This is a genomic window from Candidatus Methylacidiphilum fumarolicum (genome assembly GCF_949774925.1).
Lineage (GTDB): Bacteria > Verrucomicrobiota > Verrucomicrobiia > Methylacidiphilales > Methylacidiphilaceae > Methylacidiphilum > Methylacidiphilum fumarolicum.
Genome location: NZ_OX458932.1, coordinates 1 through 18,215, shown reverse-complemented (window position 1 = coordinate 18,215; position 18,215 = coordinate 1). Strand labels below are relative to the sequence as shown.

The window sequence follows — 18,215 nt, the reverse complement described above, 5'->3', positions numbered from 1 at the left end:
TGATTTTTGATTTTAGGATGCTCGAAAAAGGTTTTTTTCAAGCTCCAAGATACTTAAAGTCGTTTTAATAACAACATCCGCACTCAATGAGAGGCTATCTATTCCCTCTTTGACGAGAAATTCGGCAAACTCAGGATAATTACTGGGAGCTTCACCACAAATCCCAATCTTTTTCTGTTTCTGTTTTGCCGTTCTTATTACAGAAGAAATCATTCGCTTGACCGCTTCATTTCTTTCGTCATAGAGGGAAGCGACAATTTCAGAATCCCTATCTACCCCAAGGACGAGTTGAGTCAAATCATTCGAGCCAATAGAAAAACCATCAAAAATCTCGCTAAACTCTTCGGCCAGAATGACATTACTGGGAATTTCGCACATCATGTAAATCTCAAGCCCCTTTTCACCTTTCTTAAGACCGTTTTTCTCCATTTCGGCTATCACCTTCTTGCCCTCTTCTACCGTCCTTACGACTGGAACCATGACCTTGATATTAAAAAGGCCAAAGGTTTCTCTCGCTCTCCGTATAGCCTGGCACTCCAAAGCAAAACCTTCCTGATACCTTGGATTATAATAACGAGAAGCCCCCCTGAATCCAATCATCGGATTGCGTTCTATAGGTTCAAAATCTTGACCGCCTATCAAATTGGCATATTCATTGGTCTTAAAATCACTAAGCCTGACTATGACATCTTTTGGATAAAAGGCTGCGGCAATCATCCCAATTCCTTCGGCGAGTTTCTCCACAAAAAAATCCGTTTTTTTTGGATAGATTTCTGTCATTTCTATGATCTTCTTTTTATCTTCCCCTTCTTTTAACTGGTCAAAATGCACTAAAGCCATAGGATGGATTCTGACATAATTGGTCAAAATAAACTCTTCCCGTGCCAACCCGACCCCATCATTGGGAAGAAAAGAAAGATCAAAGGCCTCTTCCGGATTTCCTACATTCATCATGATCTTTGTCCGAGGCCGTGGGACGTTTTGCAAATTAACTTTTTCAATTTCAAAAGGAATTTCCCCATTATAAACTTTACCCACCTCTCCTTCTGCACAGCTAACGGTTACAATCATACCATCTTTCAAAATCTCCGTCCCTCTTTCTGTTCCTACAATAGCAGGAACCCCTAACTCTCGGCTAACAATAGCCGCATGACAGGTCCTTCCGCCCCGATTCGTTACAATCGCCCTGGCCTTCTTCATTATAGGTTCCCAATCAGGGTCAGTCTTTTCAGTGACAAGGATTTCGCCTGGCTCGAACCGATCTATCTGTTGGATACTTTTGATAATCTTGATTTTCCCATGAACAATTTTTTCTCCCACGCTTCTTCCTTCAACCAGAACAGGGCCAGTGCCTTTGAGTCGATAAAATTCTAAAACGTTCCTCTCTTTCCCGCCATGCACTGTTTCTGGTCTAGCTTGAAGCATAAAAAGTTCTCCACTCAGTCCGTCTTTTGCCCACTCCATATCCATGGGAGTAAATCGACCATTGAGTTGAGAATAGTGTTCTTCTACAATACAAGCCCACTTGGCAAGAGTAAGGATCTCTTCATCGGATAAAGAAAATTTTTTCCTCTCTTCTGGAGGCACAGGAATATTTTTTACAATTTTTTCTCCTCCAATATCATAGACGAGTTTCATTTCTTTGCCCCCCAACCTTTTCTGTAAGATTGGCTGAAAACCCTGCATCAAAGTGGGTTTGAAAACATAAAATTCGTCTGGATTGACGATTCCTTGCACGATATTTTCCCCTAACCCATAAGAAGAATTGATTAAAACCGCATTGTGAAAACCTGATTCCGTATCAATAGAAAACATCACTCCCGAGCAAGCCAAATCCGATCTAACCATTCTTTGAACCCCAACAGAAAGAGCTACTTTTGTATGTTCAAATCCCATGTCCGACCGGTAAGATATGGCTCTATCAGTAAACAAGGAAGCAAAACACTTTTTAATTGAATGCAGTAAATTATCCTTGCCCCGAACGTTCAAATAGGTTTCTTGCTGACCAGCGAAACTAGCACCAGGGAGATCTTCAGCGGTAGCACTGGAGCGAACCGCGACATCCACAGCCGGCTGTTTAGCTTCTTTATTCAGTATTGCATAGGCATCTATAATTTCATTTTCAAGTTCCTTGGGCATTGGAGAATCAATTATTAAGGCCCTAATTTTCCTACCTCTATCCCTCAAATTCTCAAGATCATGTGGATCCAAGCCTGAAAGCAACTCTTTTATCTCTTCTTCAAGCCTGTTTTCAGATAAGAAAAATCGATACGCTTCGGCTGTTGTAGCAAAACCGTTTGGCACTTTTATGCCTTTGGAAGAAAGATGAGAATACATTTCCCCAAGAGAAGCATTTTTGCCGCCGACAAGAGGAACGTCTTTGAGACTTATCTGATCGAACCATAAGACAAAGGGTTTATTGTCTTTTAGACTATTAGGCGTAGGATTCATACATCACCTCTTTTGTGTAAAAGTTGTTATTTTTAGTATTAGAGAAAAAAAGAAGCTTTTGTCTCACGGAGGAAAGTAAAGGGATCTTAGCCCAAAAACAACCCCTATGTTTCTTTAAGGATATTTTGGTAGATAGGTCATAGAGCTCCTCTTAAGAGGAATTTTCTTTGACCAGTCTGTCTTTTTACTATTGGATAAAAGAGCTTTTAGCCAAGATAATGCTAGTCTATTTTTTGAGCTAAAACTCCCTTGAGGTACTCGGTTTCAGGAATATTGAATAAAACGGGATGATCTGCACTTTGTGGTAAACAATTAAGATAGCGAAGTGTTGTATGAGTCTCCCAGGAAGCCTTAGCAATCAACTCCTTCCATTCTTCCATCATAATATGATGCGAACAACAAAAACTTGCTAAATAGCCTCCCAGCTCCAACAAATTTAATGCACGCAGATGGATCTCATGATAGCCACGAAAAGCCGATTCTTTTTGAACTTTTGTTTTGGTAAAAGAAGGAGGATCAAGAATAATCAAATCAAATTTCTGCTTTTCTTTTTCTTTTTTCCGTAACCAATCGAAAGCATTTTCACATACCCAATCTATTCGCAGGCCGAGCGAATCGGCATTTTTTTTCCCAATATCGATTGCAGCAGCAGATTGATCCACAGCAATACAATGCTTTGCGCCTTGAAGGGCACAAAATATTGAAAAAAGACCTTGATACGAAAAACAATCAAGCACTCTTTTATCTTTGGCTATATTGGCAATCAGACGATAATTGGCAGCTTGGTCCAAATAGAGACCGGTTTTCTGTCCGTTAAGAATGTCAACCAAAATGGTCACCCCATCCAGAGTAACAGAAAAGATCCCCGGAGCCTGGTGAGCTAAGCATTCTTTTGTTAGAGGTAATCCTTCCAGCAGCCTCACCGGAGCGTCATTTCGAACTATTATATTAGTGGAAGAGGTTAGTTGTTGTAAGCTATCTAGAATTTCCCCTCGTTTTCGATCCGCTCCCGATGTCAATAGTTGAACAACATACCAATCGGCATATCGATCTATGACCAATCCAGGAAATCCATCTGATTCAGACCAGAACAACCTATAAGCGTTGCTCCTTTTGCCCGAAAAAATCTGTTCCCTATATTTGAAAGCGTTGGTTAGGAAGGATACAATAATATTTTTATCCAGAGGGACTCTTTCCCTTGAATAAATCCTTACAGAAATTTGAGATTGACTATTCCAAATTCCAACCCCCAAATTTTGACCATTGGCAGAAACTACTTCTACCACATCTCCATTTTGAAGATGCTCATCAAAGTGGGAAATCTCTGTTCGATATACCCAGACATGACCTTCTAAGATTCTGTGCCTTCCCTCCTTTATCAAATAGACTTTGCCAGAAAAAGGAGATGGCTCCATACAGCTTAATCAACTCTTTATGATTTATTTTTACATGCACGTCCCAGACTGTCGATCATAGTTTTCTTCTTGTTTTGTATCTTGACCTCCGGGATAGGAATAAATTTTACCTTCATAATTTCGTAACAGTACTTTATCTTCATAATATCCTATAACATAATCTGGATTCAAAGGGATCTTTCCGCCCCCTCCCGGTCCATCCACCACATATTGCGGAACGGCAAAACCGGTTGTAAAACCTCTTAGATTTCTCATGATTTCCAATCCTTTTTTGATTGGCACACGAAAATGGTCCGTTCCCTGAATAAGATCGCACTGATAAATATAATAAGGTCTAACTCTGCATCGGATCAGTTTTCTAACCAACTCCAATATTATCTGATGGTCATCATTGATCCCTTTTAAAAGCACAGATTGATTGCCTAGCGGGATGCCAGCATCCGCTAACTTTTCTAAAGCTATTTTCACTTCCATTGTCAATTCCTTGGGGTGATTGGCATGGATATTGAGCCACAAAGGATGATAAGCCTTCAACATTTTGCAAAGACTATCCGTTATCCTTTGTGGGAGGAATATGGGAATCCGTGTTCCAATCCTAATAATTTCAATGTGGGGGATCTCTCTTAATTGTCTAAGAAGTCTTTCAAGCCGACTGTCAGATAGTAAAAGTGGGTCTCCCCCCGAAATAAGCACATCTCTAACTTCTCGATGGTTTTTCAAATACTCGAAAGCTAATTTGTCATCGGTTTCTAGTTTTTGCCCACTAACCCCGCTGACAATCCTACTTCTTGTACAGTATCGACAATAACTAGCGCATCTATCTGTCACAAGGAATAGAACTCGGTCAGGATATCGATGCACCAGTCCCGGAGCCACCATATCTTTATCTTCTCCGCAAGGATCCGACATTTCATAGGGCAAGCTCACCAGCTCCTCGACTCTTGGTATTACCTGCCTACGGATAGGACAATCAGGGTTTTGTGGATCGATGAGATTGAAAAAATAGGGAGTAAGGGAAAAGGCAAGCTTTTCTTTTGAAGCAAATCTAAGGCCACGCTGTTCTTCAGGACTTAGAGCTAGTTGCTTTTCAATTTGCTCAAGGGAATGCAATCGATTTTTTAGCTGCCAGTGCCAATCATTCCAATCTTTATCGGATATTGACATCCAACAACCCTTCCCTGGAGAAAGGAAATCTCGATGGGAAACACTCAAAGCAAATACCTTATTTTTTTGTTTATTAGCCTAAGGAATTGACTGTAGTTGTCAATAAGGAGAGAAGGATAAAAAGAAAAAAAATGGGCAGAGCTGGATTCGAACCAGCGAAGGCATAAGCCAGCAGATTTACAGTCTGCCCCCGTTGGCCACTTGGGTATCTGCCCAATTTTAAAAATCTTCTAACCTCGAACATTGGCAATCGTTATAAAGCTTATTATCAGTCATAAAATATGTAGCTTATGACAAGCTTTAAAGAGAAATTCTATCAGAGTTTTCCTTTTTCTGAATAATTTTCAAATGGTTGTTTTTTCCCTCCTCTTTTTCTTCTCCTTCTCTTTCTCCTTCCTCCTCTTCATCGCCTTCTTCTTCTTCAATAGCTTTTCTCAATGGCTTCGAAATAAAAGGTCTAAAGAAGCCATACAAAAGATATCCCAAAAAATCAACTGCCAACATCCACTTATAATAAACTATGGTCAATCCTAAAATACAAACCACAAACAAAAATTTAGGAACGGTCCACTTCGTTTTCCAGGTGATGCCTTTGAAGCTAGGATAAAGATTCTTACTAAACATCATGATAGAGAGAAAAAGCAACAGGACAACCAATATGTACTTTCCCCAGCCTTTCTCCAGTTCCCTATCTGTTTCATAAAAATAAAGCATCAGTAAAGTAATGGAGCAGACTAGCCCTGCAGCGGCAGGAATAGGAAAACCAGTAAATTCCAGATTTGATCCCTTATACTGAGTAGATAAAACATTGAATCGGGCAAGCCTTAGAGCTCCACAAACCAGATAAATAGAAGCAACAATCCACCCTATTTTATGAGGGAATTGATAGAGAACTATCTCGAAGACTAACAAGGCTGGGGCAACACCAAAGGAAATAAGATCAGCCAAAGAATCAAATTCTCTTCCAAACATGCTTTCTTTGCCACCAAACCGAGCGAGCCTTCCATCCAAAACATCAAATACAAATGCAGCTAAAATGAAATCTAAACTATTTTCGTATGTATGGATCCATCCTGCTGTATCGCTGTCTCGTAGAATGCTTCCTTCGAGAATTTTTAGAATGGCAAGAAAACCACAAATCAAGTTGCCCGCTGTCAGCAAATTAGGCAAAAGATATATTTTTTCCTCTTTTTTTGCATCCCATTCGTTCATGGCCATTTTGCAACTACAGTTTTTCCAGCTTCTACTTTCTCTCCATTCTGTACTACTACTATACAGTCACTAGGAAGATAAAGTTCTGTTCTAGATCCAAACTTAATCATGCCAATTCTTTCTCCCATTTTAATCGTATCACCAGTTTCTTTCCAAGAAACCAACCGGCGTGCAATAAACCCAGCAATCTGTCTTATTCCTACAATACATCCTTTTGTCGATTGAATCCACCAATCCTGTCTTTCGTTTAATAAAGAGGCCTTTGGATTGCGTGCATCCAAAAAAATCCCTTTATGATACTCTTTCTTAATAATTTTGCCATCAACCGGAGAACGGTTCACATGCACATCAAAGATAGAAAGAAAAATAGATATTTTTGTTGTCTTCCCCTCATAGAAAGGGGATTTTTCTTCCACTTTTATTTCCACAATTTTGCCGTCTGCAGGAGCCAAAATATAATGAGGGTCAGTAGGGATAGTTCTTTCTGGATTTCTGAAGAAATAAAAGAGAAAAAGCAGGGCTAATAAAAAAAAGACTCCTACAAATTTTGCTGGTTTGAAGGGTAAAAGCAAGAAGATCAAAGATAGCATCGCCATGGTAAAAGCAATGGGAAATGCTTCACGAAAAAGAAGAGAATCTTTCATAATTGGTATGTTTAAAGTTTGGACAAGAAGCTATGGGTATAGATGGTAGCGGAAAAGACAATAAAAATAAAAAAAGGGACCGCTTAAAAGCAAACTATCTATTAGGTCCAATAGACCTCCAATACCTGGAATCACATGACCTGAATCCTTCACATGAGCATCTCTTTTGACCACACTTTTAGCTAAATCCCCTACCGCTCCAATAATTCCTATCACGACGCTTAAAAGAATCGAATCGATCAAAGGAAATCCAACAAAAAATTTTGAAAATCCAATAGGTAAGAATGTCCCAGCCAAAAACGAGAAAAAAATGCCTCCTCCCAAACCTTCCCACGTTTTCTTAGGGCTAACATGGGGAATAAGTAGATGGCTACCAAAATTTTTCCCTATAAGAAATGCACCCGTGTCGCTTAGTTTTGTTACCGATATGATATAAAATAAGGCAGCATCGGCATTAAATGGTAATCCTTTACAAAAAGAGATTCGCTCAAGAAAACTAAAAAGAAAAGCAACATAAAAAAATCCTAAAAGGGTCAGAGCTATCGATGCTATTGGATTTGTTAGCTTATCCCAATTCCAAATAACTTGACCAAAAAGAATCGTTAACAATCCAAAATACAAGATCTGCTCAAAAAAAGGATAGAAGGAATAACCAACAGCATGAACATTCTGGAAAAACCATATCCCTAGGTAAAGACAGAAAGCAGCTGTAAAACCTGCCAAGCGAAATATCTTGTGGCCTTTGGCTTGTTGCATCCGATAAAACTCTTCCTGAGCTACAAGCCCAAAACACATAAAAATGATCATTTCGAGAATTTTTAAGCTGAATAAAAGGGCTATAAGAATAACACCCCAGAGAACGAGAGAAGAAAGTAATCTAGAATAAAAACTGGATTCTTCTTTTAACATTTCAATAGTCATCATTAGGATAGAGTTGAAATCGAGGGAATAGACAACAGAAAAGCTTCAGTTATCTTTTTTTTGCGGTTATTTGTCCGAATCTACGCTGCCTTTTTGCAAAAGTAGCTAGGGCTTCTAAAAACTCCTCTCTTCGGAAATCTGGCCAAAAGGTATTTGTAAAATAAAACTCTGTATAAGAGGACTCCCACAAAAGAAAATTGCTCAGTCGCATTTCCCCACTTGTCCGTATCAAAAAATCTGGATCCGGAGAAAAATGTGTAGAAAGATGCGCTTTGAAAAATTTCTCATCGATATCGTTAAGGTTGATTTCTCTAGACTGAGCTTTTTTAGCTATTTCCCTCACGGCATTGAGAATATCAAGTCGTGCCCCATAGCTCAAAGCAAGAGTAAGGATAAGCTTGAAATTTTTTTCTGTTTTTTTGCAGGTTGCCATCAACTGATTTTGTAGACTTCTTGGTAAATCCGCCGTTCTGCCAATCGTTAATAATTTTATACCTCTTTCTACTAACTCATCCTCGTTTTTTAAAAGAAAATCCTGAAACATCGTCATCAAGGCTCGAATCTCAAAATAAGGTCTTTTCCAGTTATCAATGGAAAAGACATAAAGAGTTAAATACTGTATTCCTATTTCTAAGGCTGTTTGTACCACTTCTTTGGCTGCATTCAGCCCTTCCTTATGTCCCTCGATTCGAGGCAAATTTCTTTTTTCAGCCCATCGGCCGTTACCGTCCATGATTATTGCCACATGGTTTGGAACATTCTTCGCATCGAGCAAATAAGAATTAAGTTCTGTATTGACTACCCCATTATTTTTTTGATGCTCGTTTTCAATTGTAATATTCATCTAAATAAAAGTTTGAATTCTCCTTCTCCAATTTTTCTTGTCCCGAATTTAGGGATAAAACATGTATAGATTAAGATGCTCAGAATTTTATTGAAAAAAAATTTATTCTGAATCATTTCCCCATTTTTTTAAGATGTATTAATCAACAAAAAAAGTCTGTTCCCTATCGGCTCCAACTGACACAATTTTAATTGGGGCGCCCACAAGAACTCCCAACTTGTTCAAATACTCTTGAGCAGCTTTAGGTAACTCTTTAAAACATCTAACTCCTCCTGTATATTCGAGCCATCCTGGGAATTCTTCATAAATTGGGATGCACTCTTCCAACTGTTCTACAGAGTTGGGAGGATATTTCAAAATCTTTCCCTTATATTCATAGGCCACACAAATGGGGATCTTTTCTATAGTATCAAGCCCATCGAGATTGGTGACAGCCACTTCATGAAAACCATTAATCAAAGAGGCATATCTAGCCAAAACGCCGTCAAACCAACCACATCGTCTCGCCCTACCCGTTGTCGACCCAAACTCTCTACCTGTCGAATGGAGCATATTGGAAAGCTCGGCGTTTTCTACTGGAAAAGGACCTTCTCCAACCCGTGTGGTATAGGCTTTCATACAACCTATGACTCGAGAGATTTTATGTGGAGGCAATCCACTACCGGTAATAGCGCCTCCAGCAGTGGTATTGGATGAAGTTACAAAAGGATAAGTTCCAAAATCGATATCAAGGAATGTTCCTTGTGCACTCTCAAAAAGAATTTTTTTTCTTGAAAGGGAAGCTTCATGCAGCCAAAGAGTAGTGTTTGTAACCATTGAAGCAATTTCATCAGCTGCTGCTAAATAAGCATCAGCTATTTCATTCCATAACACAGGCTCTCCACCTAGAAAATGTATATAGCGGTTTTTTTCTTCAACAAGGATCTTGAGCTTTTCAGAAAACTTCTTTCTATCAAGCAGATCAAGGATTCGAAGGCCCACTCGGCTTACTTTATCCGCGTAGGCTGGTCCAATGCCCTTTTTTGTTGTTCCAATCCGGCTTTTCCCACGTCTCCTTTCAAGAAGTTCATCAATAATCCTATGATAAGGAAAGACCATGTGAGCTGTTTCAGAAATAAATAGTCGGCTGCGTATTTCAATACCTCTTTTTTCTATGTTTTTTATTTCATCGACTAGTGACACTGGATCAATAACCATGCCACTACCCAGCAAACAAAACTTGTCAGGCCATAAGATTCCTGAAGGGATAAGATGGAGTACAAACTTCTCGTCATGAACCTCTACCGTATGACCCGCATTATCGCCTCCCTGGCATCGAACAACGACATCCACATCTTGGGTTAAAAAATCAATTATTTTTCCTTTCCCTTCATCTCCCCACTGAGCTCCAACAAGAACAGAATTCATGATCCAGCCTTTAGTTTCCAACCCCAACGTAATGATACCCCATCTCGATCATCCTTTTTTTGTCGAGTAGATTTCTACCATCAAAAACGATCGGGCTAATCATTTTTGATTTCATTGATTTCCAATCTAAATTTATAAACTCCTCCCACTCCGTCGCAATAACTACGCAGTCAGCCTCTTCAGCGACATCTAAAGCCGAGGAACAATAATGAATCGAAGGTAGTACTTCTTTTGCCTTTCCCATAGCTTTTGGATCAAAAGCTTGCACAATTGCTCCTTCTTTTAAAAAAACTCTTGCAAGATCCATAGCAACACTACTTCTTACATCATCCGTATTGTTCTTAAAAGCTAAGCCCAAAAGGCCAATCCTTTTATCTTTTAATACCCATAGAACATCGCGGATTTTTCGTAAAAATATTTCCTTTTGATCACTATTAATTTGAGAGACTTCTTTGAGCAGCTTAAAATCGTAGCCCAATTCTTGTGAGATTTTGATGAAAGCAGCCACATCCTTTGGGAAACAGGATCCTCCCCACCCTATGCCAGCTTTAAGAAAATGCTTGCCTATTCTGTGATCCAACCCCATTCCCTCTGCTACCATTTGCACATTGGCTCCAGCTGCCTCGCATATCCTTGATAAGGCATTGATATACGAAATCTTTAAAGCAAGAAAACTATTGGAGGCATGCTTGATAAGTTCTGCGGAATTTAGATCTGTAATGAGTATCGGAGCCTTAAAAGGAGCGTAAACTTCTTTCATTATTTTAATAGCTCTTTCACTGGTAGCACCAATTACAACACGGTCAGGATGAAGCAAATCATGGATGGCAACGCCCTCTCTCAAAAACTCAGGATTACTCACGACATCAAATTCGCTATTATGACTATTATATCTTTTGATCGTTTGATAGACTTTTTCTCCGGTTTTGACTGGAACAGTACTTTTATCAACAATGACTCTATAATCTTTTAAAACAGCAGCAATTTGTCGGGCGACCTTTTCAATATAAGTCATATCGACACTGCCATCTTCCAAGGGAGGGGTAGGGACTGCAATGAAAATGACTAAACTCTTTTCAACCCCCTCCTCTATGCTCTCCGTAAAATGAAGCGTTCCCTTCTTAACATTTTTTTGGACCAGCTCTTCCAGGCCAGGTTCATAAATAGGAATATTTCCTGCAAGAAGAGATTTTATTTTACTTGAATCATTGTCTATGCAAATGACCTCATGACCAATATCAGCAAAGCAAGCTCCTGTTGTTAATCCCACATAACCAGAACCAATGATTGAGATTTTCATTTTTTTAATTGTTCAATGATTGTGATGGATACTGTCGATTTTTGTCGTCGACAAAAAATTCACGCTATGACACCTTTTATTGTCTTTTTTAGGTAATTTTAGCTTTTTTTAAATGTGAATTCTTACACGCGGAAAAAAAACCAAAAAAACGATATAGTGATTTTCGGATATCTTGCAATTTTAATTTTTAAAAATCCCGCTTTATTCCCTTAACTTAAAAAAAATTTCTCTCCTAGAATAAATTCCCTCCGATAGCAATTAACCTTAAAAAATTGACTCTACCCTATTATAGTTTTCTTATGTTTGAATTGTTCATTGAAGAAATTCTTGCCAAAAAAAAAGGTATCCAAGGAAAGTTTCAGGAAAGGACCTATATAAGATTGACGAATGCCTATGGGGGATGGCCAGAGGGAAGCATTGTTTTTAAAGATCTTATCATTGCAGGTTTTCCTAAAATCGGAAGAATAAACTCCTTGGAGTCCGGACTACGAGAACAATTTTCTGGTTCCTTTTGGATGGAAGAAAAAGTTGACGGTTATAATGTCCGGATTTTTCACTATCAAGGTCAAATTTATTGTGCCACTCGAGGAGGATTTATCTGCCCATTCAGTACGGACAGAATAGTGGATCTACTGAATGTAGATATTTTCATCGATCATCCCAATCTCGTTTTATGTGGTGAAATTACTGGGCCTGGAAGTCCCTACATTGAGGGACCCACTCCATTAGTTTCTGAAGATGTCAAGCTTTTTATTTTTGATATTGCAAAAGGTTCCACCATGGAATTTCTGCCTGAACGACAGAAACATGAGCTTATTAGTCGATATAGATTGCCTTCAGTTAAGAATTTTGATCTTTTTGAAAACCAACCTAAAGACTTGAGGCAAATAAAAAAAATCTTGTTATCACTTCACAACGAATACAGAGAAGGGGTTATTTTTAAAGAAGAGCCATTTGGTCGGCGGGCAAAATACGTCACTGCAAATTCTGATTTGAACGATATTGCTGTTTTTTCTCATAAGATTTTAGATGTGAGTCCTAACTATTTTATCGATAGAATCTTACGCTACGTGTTATTTTTAACAGAACTGGGACTGATTGAAGAAAACAACTGGGAAGAAAAACTAGGAAAAGCGTTTGTTTGTGGCATTAAAGAGGTACTCAAAAATGTGCGAGAACATGGTCGATCCTCTAGATTTTTTCGATGTCGATTTAGGGAATCGAAAAACGCTGAATATTTTATTGAACATCTGAAACATATTCCAGGACATCAAGAGCATGTTATCATAAAGAAATTATACCAAGAGAACAGCTATTGGGTCTTGGAGTTTGAAAAGACTTTTCCTTCGACTAGCGACACTTTAAGAAACTGGCTCTCCGGAGCCCTCCGGTTTGATTAGACTTTTTAAACAATCTCTTAAAAATTTTGCATTCATTACTTCAATACCCATCTTATCCGCCCATTTTTTCATACCTTCATCAGCTGTTACTAAAATCCCTTCCAATTCATAAGCTAAAAGAATGACATCAACATCCTCCCTGCTATCAAGGATGCCTTGTCTTAAGGCTTCGCGATAACGATTTCTTAAGCGGTTTACCAACTGATCAAAAGGAATAGGATTTCCTCCATTGGGCCCTGCAAGTTTCAAATGTTCCTCAGCTATCCTTAGTCCATGATCAATTCTTTTCCTTATTTCTTCAATGAAGTCATAAAGAACGAAACCTGGAATTAGAAGGTTAAATTTTCGAGGAGAACGAATGTGGACAATCAATTCAAAATCGGAAGAAAAAAAAACGGTTCCTTTCATAATTTTCAGTTCTTGATAAGCAGACGACGGCATAAAAAATTGAGCATCGGCTTTGGTCGCTAAGGAAAGAAAATTTGAAAAAACCGTTGTATCGTCATCTCCAAATTGTTGTGTAATATCTGGATTTGTAAAGACACTGGTATCCAGAACAAACTTTTTCACTGTTTTCTGCTCTTAAGAATCATTATATCTGGATTCTTTTATTCACTCCACTCCAACATTTGTTGAATAGGAATAAAAGCTTTTTTACGGATTTCTTCTGGCACATCAATCTCAGGATCATCCCTTTCGAGAGAAGAGATAACCTTATCTATGGTGATCTTTTTCATGAACTTACATTGAGAGCAAGCACATCTGGGTGTCGAAGCTGGGATGAAATCCTTCTCTGGAATTTCTTTCTTGAGCCTAGTAGTCATCCCAACCTCCGTCACAATAATAAACGTATTAGCCGGATGGTTTCTACAATACCTGATCATCTGTTCAGTCGAACAGACCTCATCTGCAAGCATTCTTACGGCTCTTTCACACTCTGGATGAGCTACTATTGGCGCATTAGGATAATTTTTTTTCAAATTTAAGAGGGATTGATGCGTAAATTCTACATGCACATAGCATTCTCCAGGCCACAAGTCCATCTGCCTACCCGTCTTGCTTTGTACCCATTCACCTAAATTTTGATCAGGGACGAAAAGAATTTTCTTATCAAGAGGGACTTTTTCGATGATTTTTATGGCGTTAGCAGAAGTACAAATGCAATCACTTAGTGATTTTACTGCCGCAGAGGTATTGACATAAGCTACAACAAAAACCTCTGGATTTTTTATTTTGTATTCAAGGAGTTCTTCATAAGAACAGGTATCCGAAAGAGAACAACCCGCCTCTAGATCAGGAAGGATTACTTTTCTATTTGGGTTTAATATCTTGGCTGTTTCAGCCATGAAATGAACCCCACAAAAAACAATCCGTTCTGCCGTAGTATCTCTGGCTTTAAAAGAAAGCCCTAAGGAATCCCCTATATAATCGGCTACTTCCTGAATTTCAGGCAACTGATAATTATGGGCCAAAATAATAGCGCGCTTTTCTTTTTTAAGTTTTAAAACAGCTTCTTTTTTTTCCCTTAAATCCATGTTTGTTTTAAGTTGTTTTTTTAAATGTTCGTTTAGAAGACAATACCGATTCCAATAAAATACAAACAAAACCGATCGTCAGATACGCATCAGCAAGATTAAAAGCAGGCCAATGATACTCTAAAATATGAACATCTATAAAATCGATCACATGGCCATGAATCACTCTATCGATCCAATTACCTAAGGCACCTGCAAAAATTAAAGAGCTAACAAACATATGAAAAATATTCGTAAAAATTTTTTTTCTAAAAAAAATAAAGCCTATTAAAATTAATAATAATGTAAAATATTCCCAAAATCCATTGTTTCCAGCAAATAATCCGAAAGCAATACCTGTGTTTTCAACAAAGACAAGATCTAAAAAACCTGGAATTAATGGCTTATTAAAGGAATTTATAAAAAAAGAAGAAACCCAAGATTTTGTTATCCAATCAAGCAACAGAAAAAGACTCAAGTTTAGAATAAAGAAAAAGACTTTGAATAAGTAGCATTTGAAAATCTCTGGTTTATTCAAGGCTGATAGATAAGGAGATGGCGTCGATGGAAACCCCTTCATAGATAAAAATAGGATTTGGGGGTAAAGTAAATAATCAAAAATAATGATCTTCTTCAAGTTCCTTCAGTCTTTTTTCATTGGTTTCTTCTACGACTTCTACAAGATTCGGTAATTCCAGAAGAACTTCAAGACTAAGTGGAATATGATCGGAGAAAAAACCCGTGGTTTCTATAATTTGTCGGTTATGGGAAAGATATACCCAAGCAAATTCATCACCCTGAATGATTCGAAATTGAGGATGTTCTTCATAAAAAATATCATCCAGTTTTTCTATTACCATGGTTGATGTATAGTTCCCTTGTCCAGGAATTACCTGCTCCACTCTTTCAAAACGCTCCAGCCAATGTGCTACAAACTTCTCAATTTCTTCTTTTGTAAAAGGGTGTAAAAAAACACCAATGTATCCACTACGTCGTATCATAAAACCAGGCTTTTATTGATTTTTAATTGGCATTAAAACATAGACAAAATTCGTCCCTTCCGTTATCAGGCATGGATTACCTTTGGTAGAAGGATTAACAAATTCTAAAATGACATCTTCTTTTTCCATTTCTTTTAAAGGATCCAAGAGATAGAAAGGATTAAAAGGAACGGAAAATGGCTCTCCTTTAAATTCTTTTATAATGAGGGTTTCTTTGGCTTGTCCAATTTCTGGGGCCTGACAAGAAAGGATTAATTCTTGATTCCCTACGAAATTAAGGAAAATTGGAATCGACCCAGTACCACTAGAGGCAATAGAGGAAACCCTGCGTATAGAATGCATAAAGGTGTTACGATCAATAACCGCTTTTTCTGTTGTAGCCTTAGGAATAACCTGTTTAAAATTAGGATACTTGCCTTCAATGAGTTTAGAAAAAAAGAGAATATTGTCGTATTCTAAAAATATTTTATTTGGATCCAAAAACATCTTTAGCGCCTTATCAGAATTTTCTATTATCCTAGAAATTTCCAAGATTGCTTTGGCTGGAACAATCCCTTCAGCTTCCAAACCACTTGTCTCAAAGTCATCAAAAACATAAGCCAACCTTTTCCCATCTGTAGCCGCCACTTCAAAACGACCTGATTTTACCGAAAACCATGCCCCATTTAATGCAGGCCTGCTTTCGTCAGCCATGGCATAGTCGACCATTTTAAGCATCTTCCGTAATTTGCTTTGGGGCATTTCCATAAAATTATTGAACTTTCCTGGAGAGAATTTCGGATAGTCATCCTCTGGCAACCCGTTTATCTTAAATAAACAGTTGCCTGAAGAAAGTGTTGTGAGATGATTGGAATCCGTTTCTAGAGTTAGTTCATTTGACTCTAGCTCTCTGACAATAGTTAATAGTCTTCGGGCGGGCAAAGTGGTTATTCCACTTTCTGTAACCGTTGCTTTTAGGCTTAATTTTAAGCTTGTTTGTAGGTCGGTAGCAAACAGTACAACCAAATCAGGAATCTGCGCCGTCAAATGCAAATGACTAAGAATAGGAAGAGTCGATCTAGGATTGATAATACTTTGAATCAGCGATAAAGATTCAATGAATTGGTTTTTATCCACACAAAATTTCATGTTTATTCTCCAATAATAACACTCTGTTTTTCTTATACATAGAATTCATAAGGATAATAAAAAAAGGGAAAAAGCTTCTTAATCATTATAGAGCAAGGAGTTTCTTCCCTTCTTTTATTTTGAATATTTTATCAATTCTTGTTAATAATTTCATATTCTAAGCAAATTTTTTTAAAAAAACGTCTTTTTTTCACAATCATTCACATTTTATTGAGAAGAAGTTAATCTTTCGGTAATTTTCTTTATGAGCTGCATTAGATCAGGATCTTGAGCCATTTTTTCTGAAATGGTTCTTTGTGCATGAAGAACTGTTCCATGATCTCTCCCGCCAAAGCTTTCTCCGATCTGGGATAATGAAAAATTGGTCAGCTTTCGAGCTAAATACATAGCCACCATTCTGGGAAAAGCTATCGAGGATATTCTTCTTTTGGAAACCATATCCGAATACCTAATATCGTAAGCCTCACAGACCATTTTTTGAATCATTTCAATTGTAATTGTTTTTGATGGTTGAATGGAGATAAGATCCTTGAGAAGCGATTCTACTTCTTCCAAACTAACTATTTCACGCTTATGAATGGAAATATAAGCACAAAGTCTATTTAAGGCTCCTTCCAGTTGTCGTACGTTTGTTTTTATTCTTTCTGCAATAAATTCCAAAATTTTCTCTTCGAGAGAAATGGAATAATTTTTTAATTTATTTTTTAATATAGCTAATCTGACCTCAATTCCAGGAGGGAGTATTTCGGCTGTCAGTCCCCATTCAAACCTAGATATAAGCCTTTTTTCTAGGTTTTGAAGAGCACTTGGCGCTTCATCTCCGCTTAAAACAATCTGCTTGCTCCCATCAAAAAGGCAGTTAAATGTGTGAAAAAATTCTTCTTGTGATCTTTCTTTCCCAGCCAAAAATTGAATGTCATCAATCAAAAGCACATCGATTTGCCTATATTTTTTCCTAAACTGCACAAGATTTCCTTTTTGGATAGCCTCAATAAATTCGTTAGTAAACTGCTCTGAGGTGACGTATTGAAGAAGGATTCTCTTATTCTTTTTAAGAATATAATTGCCTATTGCCTGCATCAGATGGGTCTTTCCTAGGCCAACTTTTCCATATAAAAAAAGAGGATTATAAGCTTTGGCTGGAGATTCCGCTACTGCTTTTGAAGCCGCTGCAGCAAACTCACAATTTGGTCCTACTACGAAGTTTTCAAAGGAAAATTTTAAATTTAATCCTTTTGATTCAATAACAGATTTTTCTTCTTGAAAAGGCTGTTTAGAAGATTTTTCTATTACCCCCTTTTGCTTTTGATCATGATAAAAGGAGACCTTCAGATTTTTGCCAAGAATCCTAGAAGAAGCACCGATAACTTGGGGTAAATAATTTTCTTCTATCCAATATTGATAAATCGGATCGGGAGCCTTCAGGATTAAAATATCGTTTTCTATACCTATCAATTCTATGGGATAAAACCACTTTTCGATTGCTTCTCTGGATATTACTTTTTGAAGTTCTAAACAAATGCCATTCCAAAGAGAATGATATTCAGTAGCCACTTTATTCACAAGTTATTAACAATTATTTTTTTTTGTTTTTAGATATATTGTCTTGGCTCAGTTTTTATAACTCATTAATCATCAAAAGCTTAATATTTTCTTCACAATGAAACTATTTATTTAATGATAAAAAATGGAAATTTTAATCAAAGTTATTCACATCATCATTATGTTTTCTTTGAATGGATTTTTTATTCTTTTTAATTTTTTTTTCTCTCACAAGAAAATTGACATTTAAAAAAAATAAATTTTTTAAATAT

The 18,215-nt window shown here is 37.5% G+C and carries 16 protein-coding genes and 1 tRNA gene; 1 reads left to right on the top strand and 16 read right to left on the bottom strand.

What is annotated here, in order from left to right; translation table 11 throughout:
• Window positions 1-12: 12 nt before the first annotated feature.
• The 10 genes from ppsA to QOL44_RS00040 all read right to left on the bottom strand — a co-directional run bounded on the left by ppsA (window position 13) and on the right by QOL44_RS00040 (window position 11,358).
• Entirely contained in the window at window positions 13-2,451 is a 2,439-nt protein-coding gene (gene ppsA, locus QOL44_RS00085; RefSeq protein WP_009061958.1) for a phosphoenolpyruvate synthase, read from the bottom strand.
• A 221-nt stretch (window positions 2,452-2,672) separates the two neighbouring features.
• Window positions 2,673-3,866 (bottom strand): class I SAM-dependent rRNA methyltransferase, encoded by a 1,194-nt coding sequence (locus QOL44_RS00080; RefSeq protein WP_009061957.1) that lies wholly within the window; start codon window positions 3,864-3,866, stop codon window positions 2,673-2,675.
• 30 nt (window positions 3,867-3,896) lie between these two features.
• Window positions 3,897-5,030, bottom strand: a complete 1,134-nt coding sequence (locus QOL44_RS00075) for a KamA family radical SAM protein (protein ID WP_009061956.1) — start codon at window positions 5,028-5,030, stop codon at window positions 3,897-3,899.
• 132 nt (window positions 5,031-5,162) lie between these two features.
• Window positions 5,163-5,245: transfer RNA gene (locus QOL44_RS00070), tRNA-Tyr, on the bottom strand.
• Window positions 5,246-5,330: 85 nt separating this feature from the next.
• On the bottom strand, window positions 5,331-6,242 hold the full coding sequence (gene pssA, locus QOL44_RS00065; protein ID WP_228343295.1) for a CDP-diacylglycerol--serine O-phosphatidyltransferase: 912 nt from the start codon (window positions 6,240-6,242) through the stop codon (window positions 5,331-5,333).
• Entirely contained in the window at window positions 6,239-6,886 is a 648-nt protein-coding gene (locus QOL44_RS00060) for a phosphatidylserine decarboxylase family protein (RefSeq protein ID WP_009061951.1), read from the bottom strand. The genes pssA and QOL44_RS00060 overlap by 4 nt, the downstream gene beginning before the upstream one ends.
• A gap of 30 nt (window positions 6,887-6,916) precedes the next feature.
• Complete coding sequence (locus QOL44_RS00055) at window positions 6,917-7,807, bottom strand: phosphatidate cytidylyltransferase (protein WP_134372490.1); 891 nt, start codon at window positions 7,805-7,807, stop codon at window positions 6,917-6,919.
• 49 nt (window positions 7,808-7,856) lie between these two features.
• Complete coding sequence (locus QOL44_RS00050) at window positions 7,857-8,651, bottom strand: isoprenyl transferase (protein ID WP_009061947.1); 795 nt, start codon at window positions 8,649-8,651, stop codon at window positions 7,857-7,859.
• Window positions 8,652-8,789: 138 nt separating this feature from the next.
• Complete coding sequence (locus tag QOL44_RS00045; RefSeq protein WP_009061945.1) at window positions 8,790-10,058, bottom strand: adenylosuccinate synthase; 1,269 nt, start codon at window positions 10,056-10,058, stop codon at window positions 8,790-8,792.
• A 10-nt stretch (window positions 10,059-10,068) separates the two neighbouring features.
• Complete coding sequence (locus tag QOL44_RS00040; protein ID WP_009061943.1) at window positions 10,069-11,358, bottom strand: UDP-glucose dehydrogenase family protein; 1,290 nt, start codon at window positions 11,356-11,358, stop codon at window positions 10,069-10,071.
• Window positions 11,359-11,657: 299 nt separating this feature from the next.
• Here QOL44_RS00040 and QOL44_RS00035 point away from each other — a divergent pair, with 299 nt between their 5' ends.
• The gene (locus QOL44_RS00035) at window positions 11,658-12,758 is read left to right on the top strand and encodes an RNA ligase (protein ID WP_009061941.1); all 1,101 of its coding nucleotides are present in this window, start codon (window positions 11,658-11,660) and stop codon (window positions 12,756-12,758) included.
• On the opposite strand, the gene QOL44_RS00030 is transcribed toward QOL44_RS00035, so the two are convergent.
• From QOL44_RS00030 to dnaA, 6 genes are all read right to left on the bottom strand, one after another.
• Window positions 12,720-13,328 (bottom strand): RNA ligase partner protein, encoded by a 609-nt coding sequence (locus tag QOL44_RS00030; protein WP_009061939.1) that lies wholly within the window; start codon window positions 13,326-13,328, stop codon window positions 12,720-12,722. The two genes, QOL44_RS00035 and QOL44_RS00030, sit on opposite strands and share 39 nt — an antisense overlap.
• Window positions 13,329-13,366: 38 nt before the next feature.
• Window positions 13,367-14,293: a quinolinate synthase NadA gene (gene nadA / locus QOL44_RS00025; RefSeq protein WP_009061937.1), complete on the bottom strand. Its 927-nt coding sequence runs from the start codon at window positions 14,291-14,293 to the stop codon at window positions 13,367-13,369.
• A gap of 7 nt (window positions 14,294-14,300) precedes the next feature.
• Window positions 14,301-14,852: a signal peptidase II gene (lspA, locus tag QOL44_RS00020; protein ID WP_009061935.1), complete on the bottom strand. Its 552-nt coding sequence runs from the start codon at window positions 14,850-14,852 to the stop codon at window positions 14,301-14,303.
• Between the two features lie 34 nt (window positions 14,853-14,886).
• Window positions 14,887-15,273 (bottom strand): hypothetical protein, encoded by a 387-nt coding sequence (locus QOL44_RS00015; RefSeq protein ID WP_009061933.1) that lies wholly within the window; start codon window positions 15,271-15,273, stop codon window positions 14,887-14,889.
• A gap of 12 nt (window positions 15,274-15,285) precedes the next feature.
• Complete coding sequence (dnaN, locus tag QOL44_RS00010; protein ID WP_009061931.1) at window positions 15,286-16,401, bottom strand: DNA polymerase III subunit beta; 1,116 nt, start codon at window positions 16,399-16,401, stop codon at window positions 15,286-15,288.
• A 207-nt stretch (window positions 16,402-16,608) separates the two neighbouring features.
• Window positions 16,609-17,964: a chromosomal replication initiator protein DnaA gene (gene dnaA / locus QOL44_RS00005; protein ID WP_009061929.1), complete on the bottom strand. Its 1,356-nt coding sequence runs from the start codon at window positions 17,962-17,964 to the stop codon at window positions 16,609-16,611.
• Window positions 17,965-18,215: the final 251 nt, after the last annotated feature.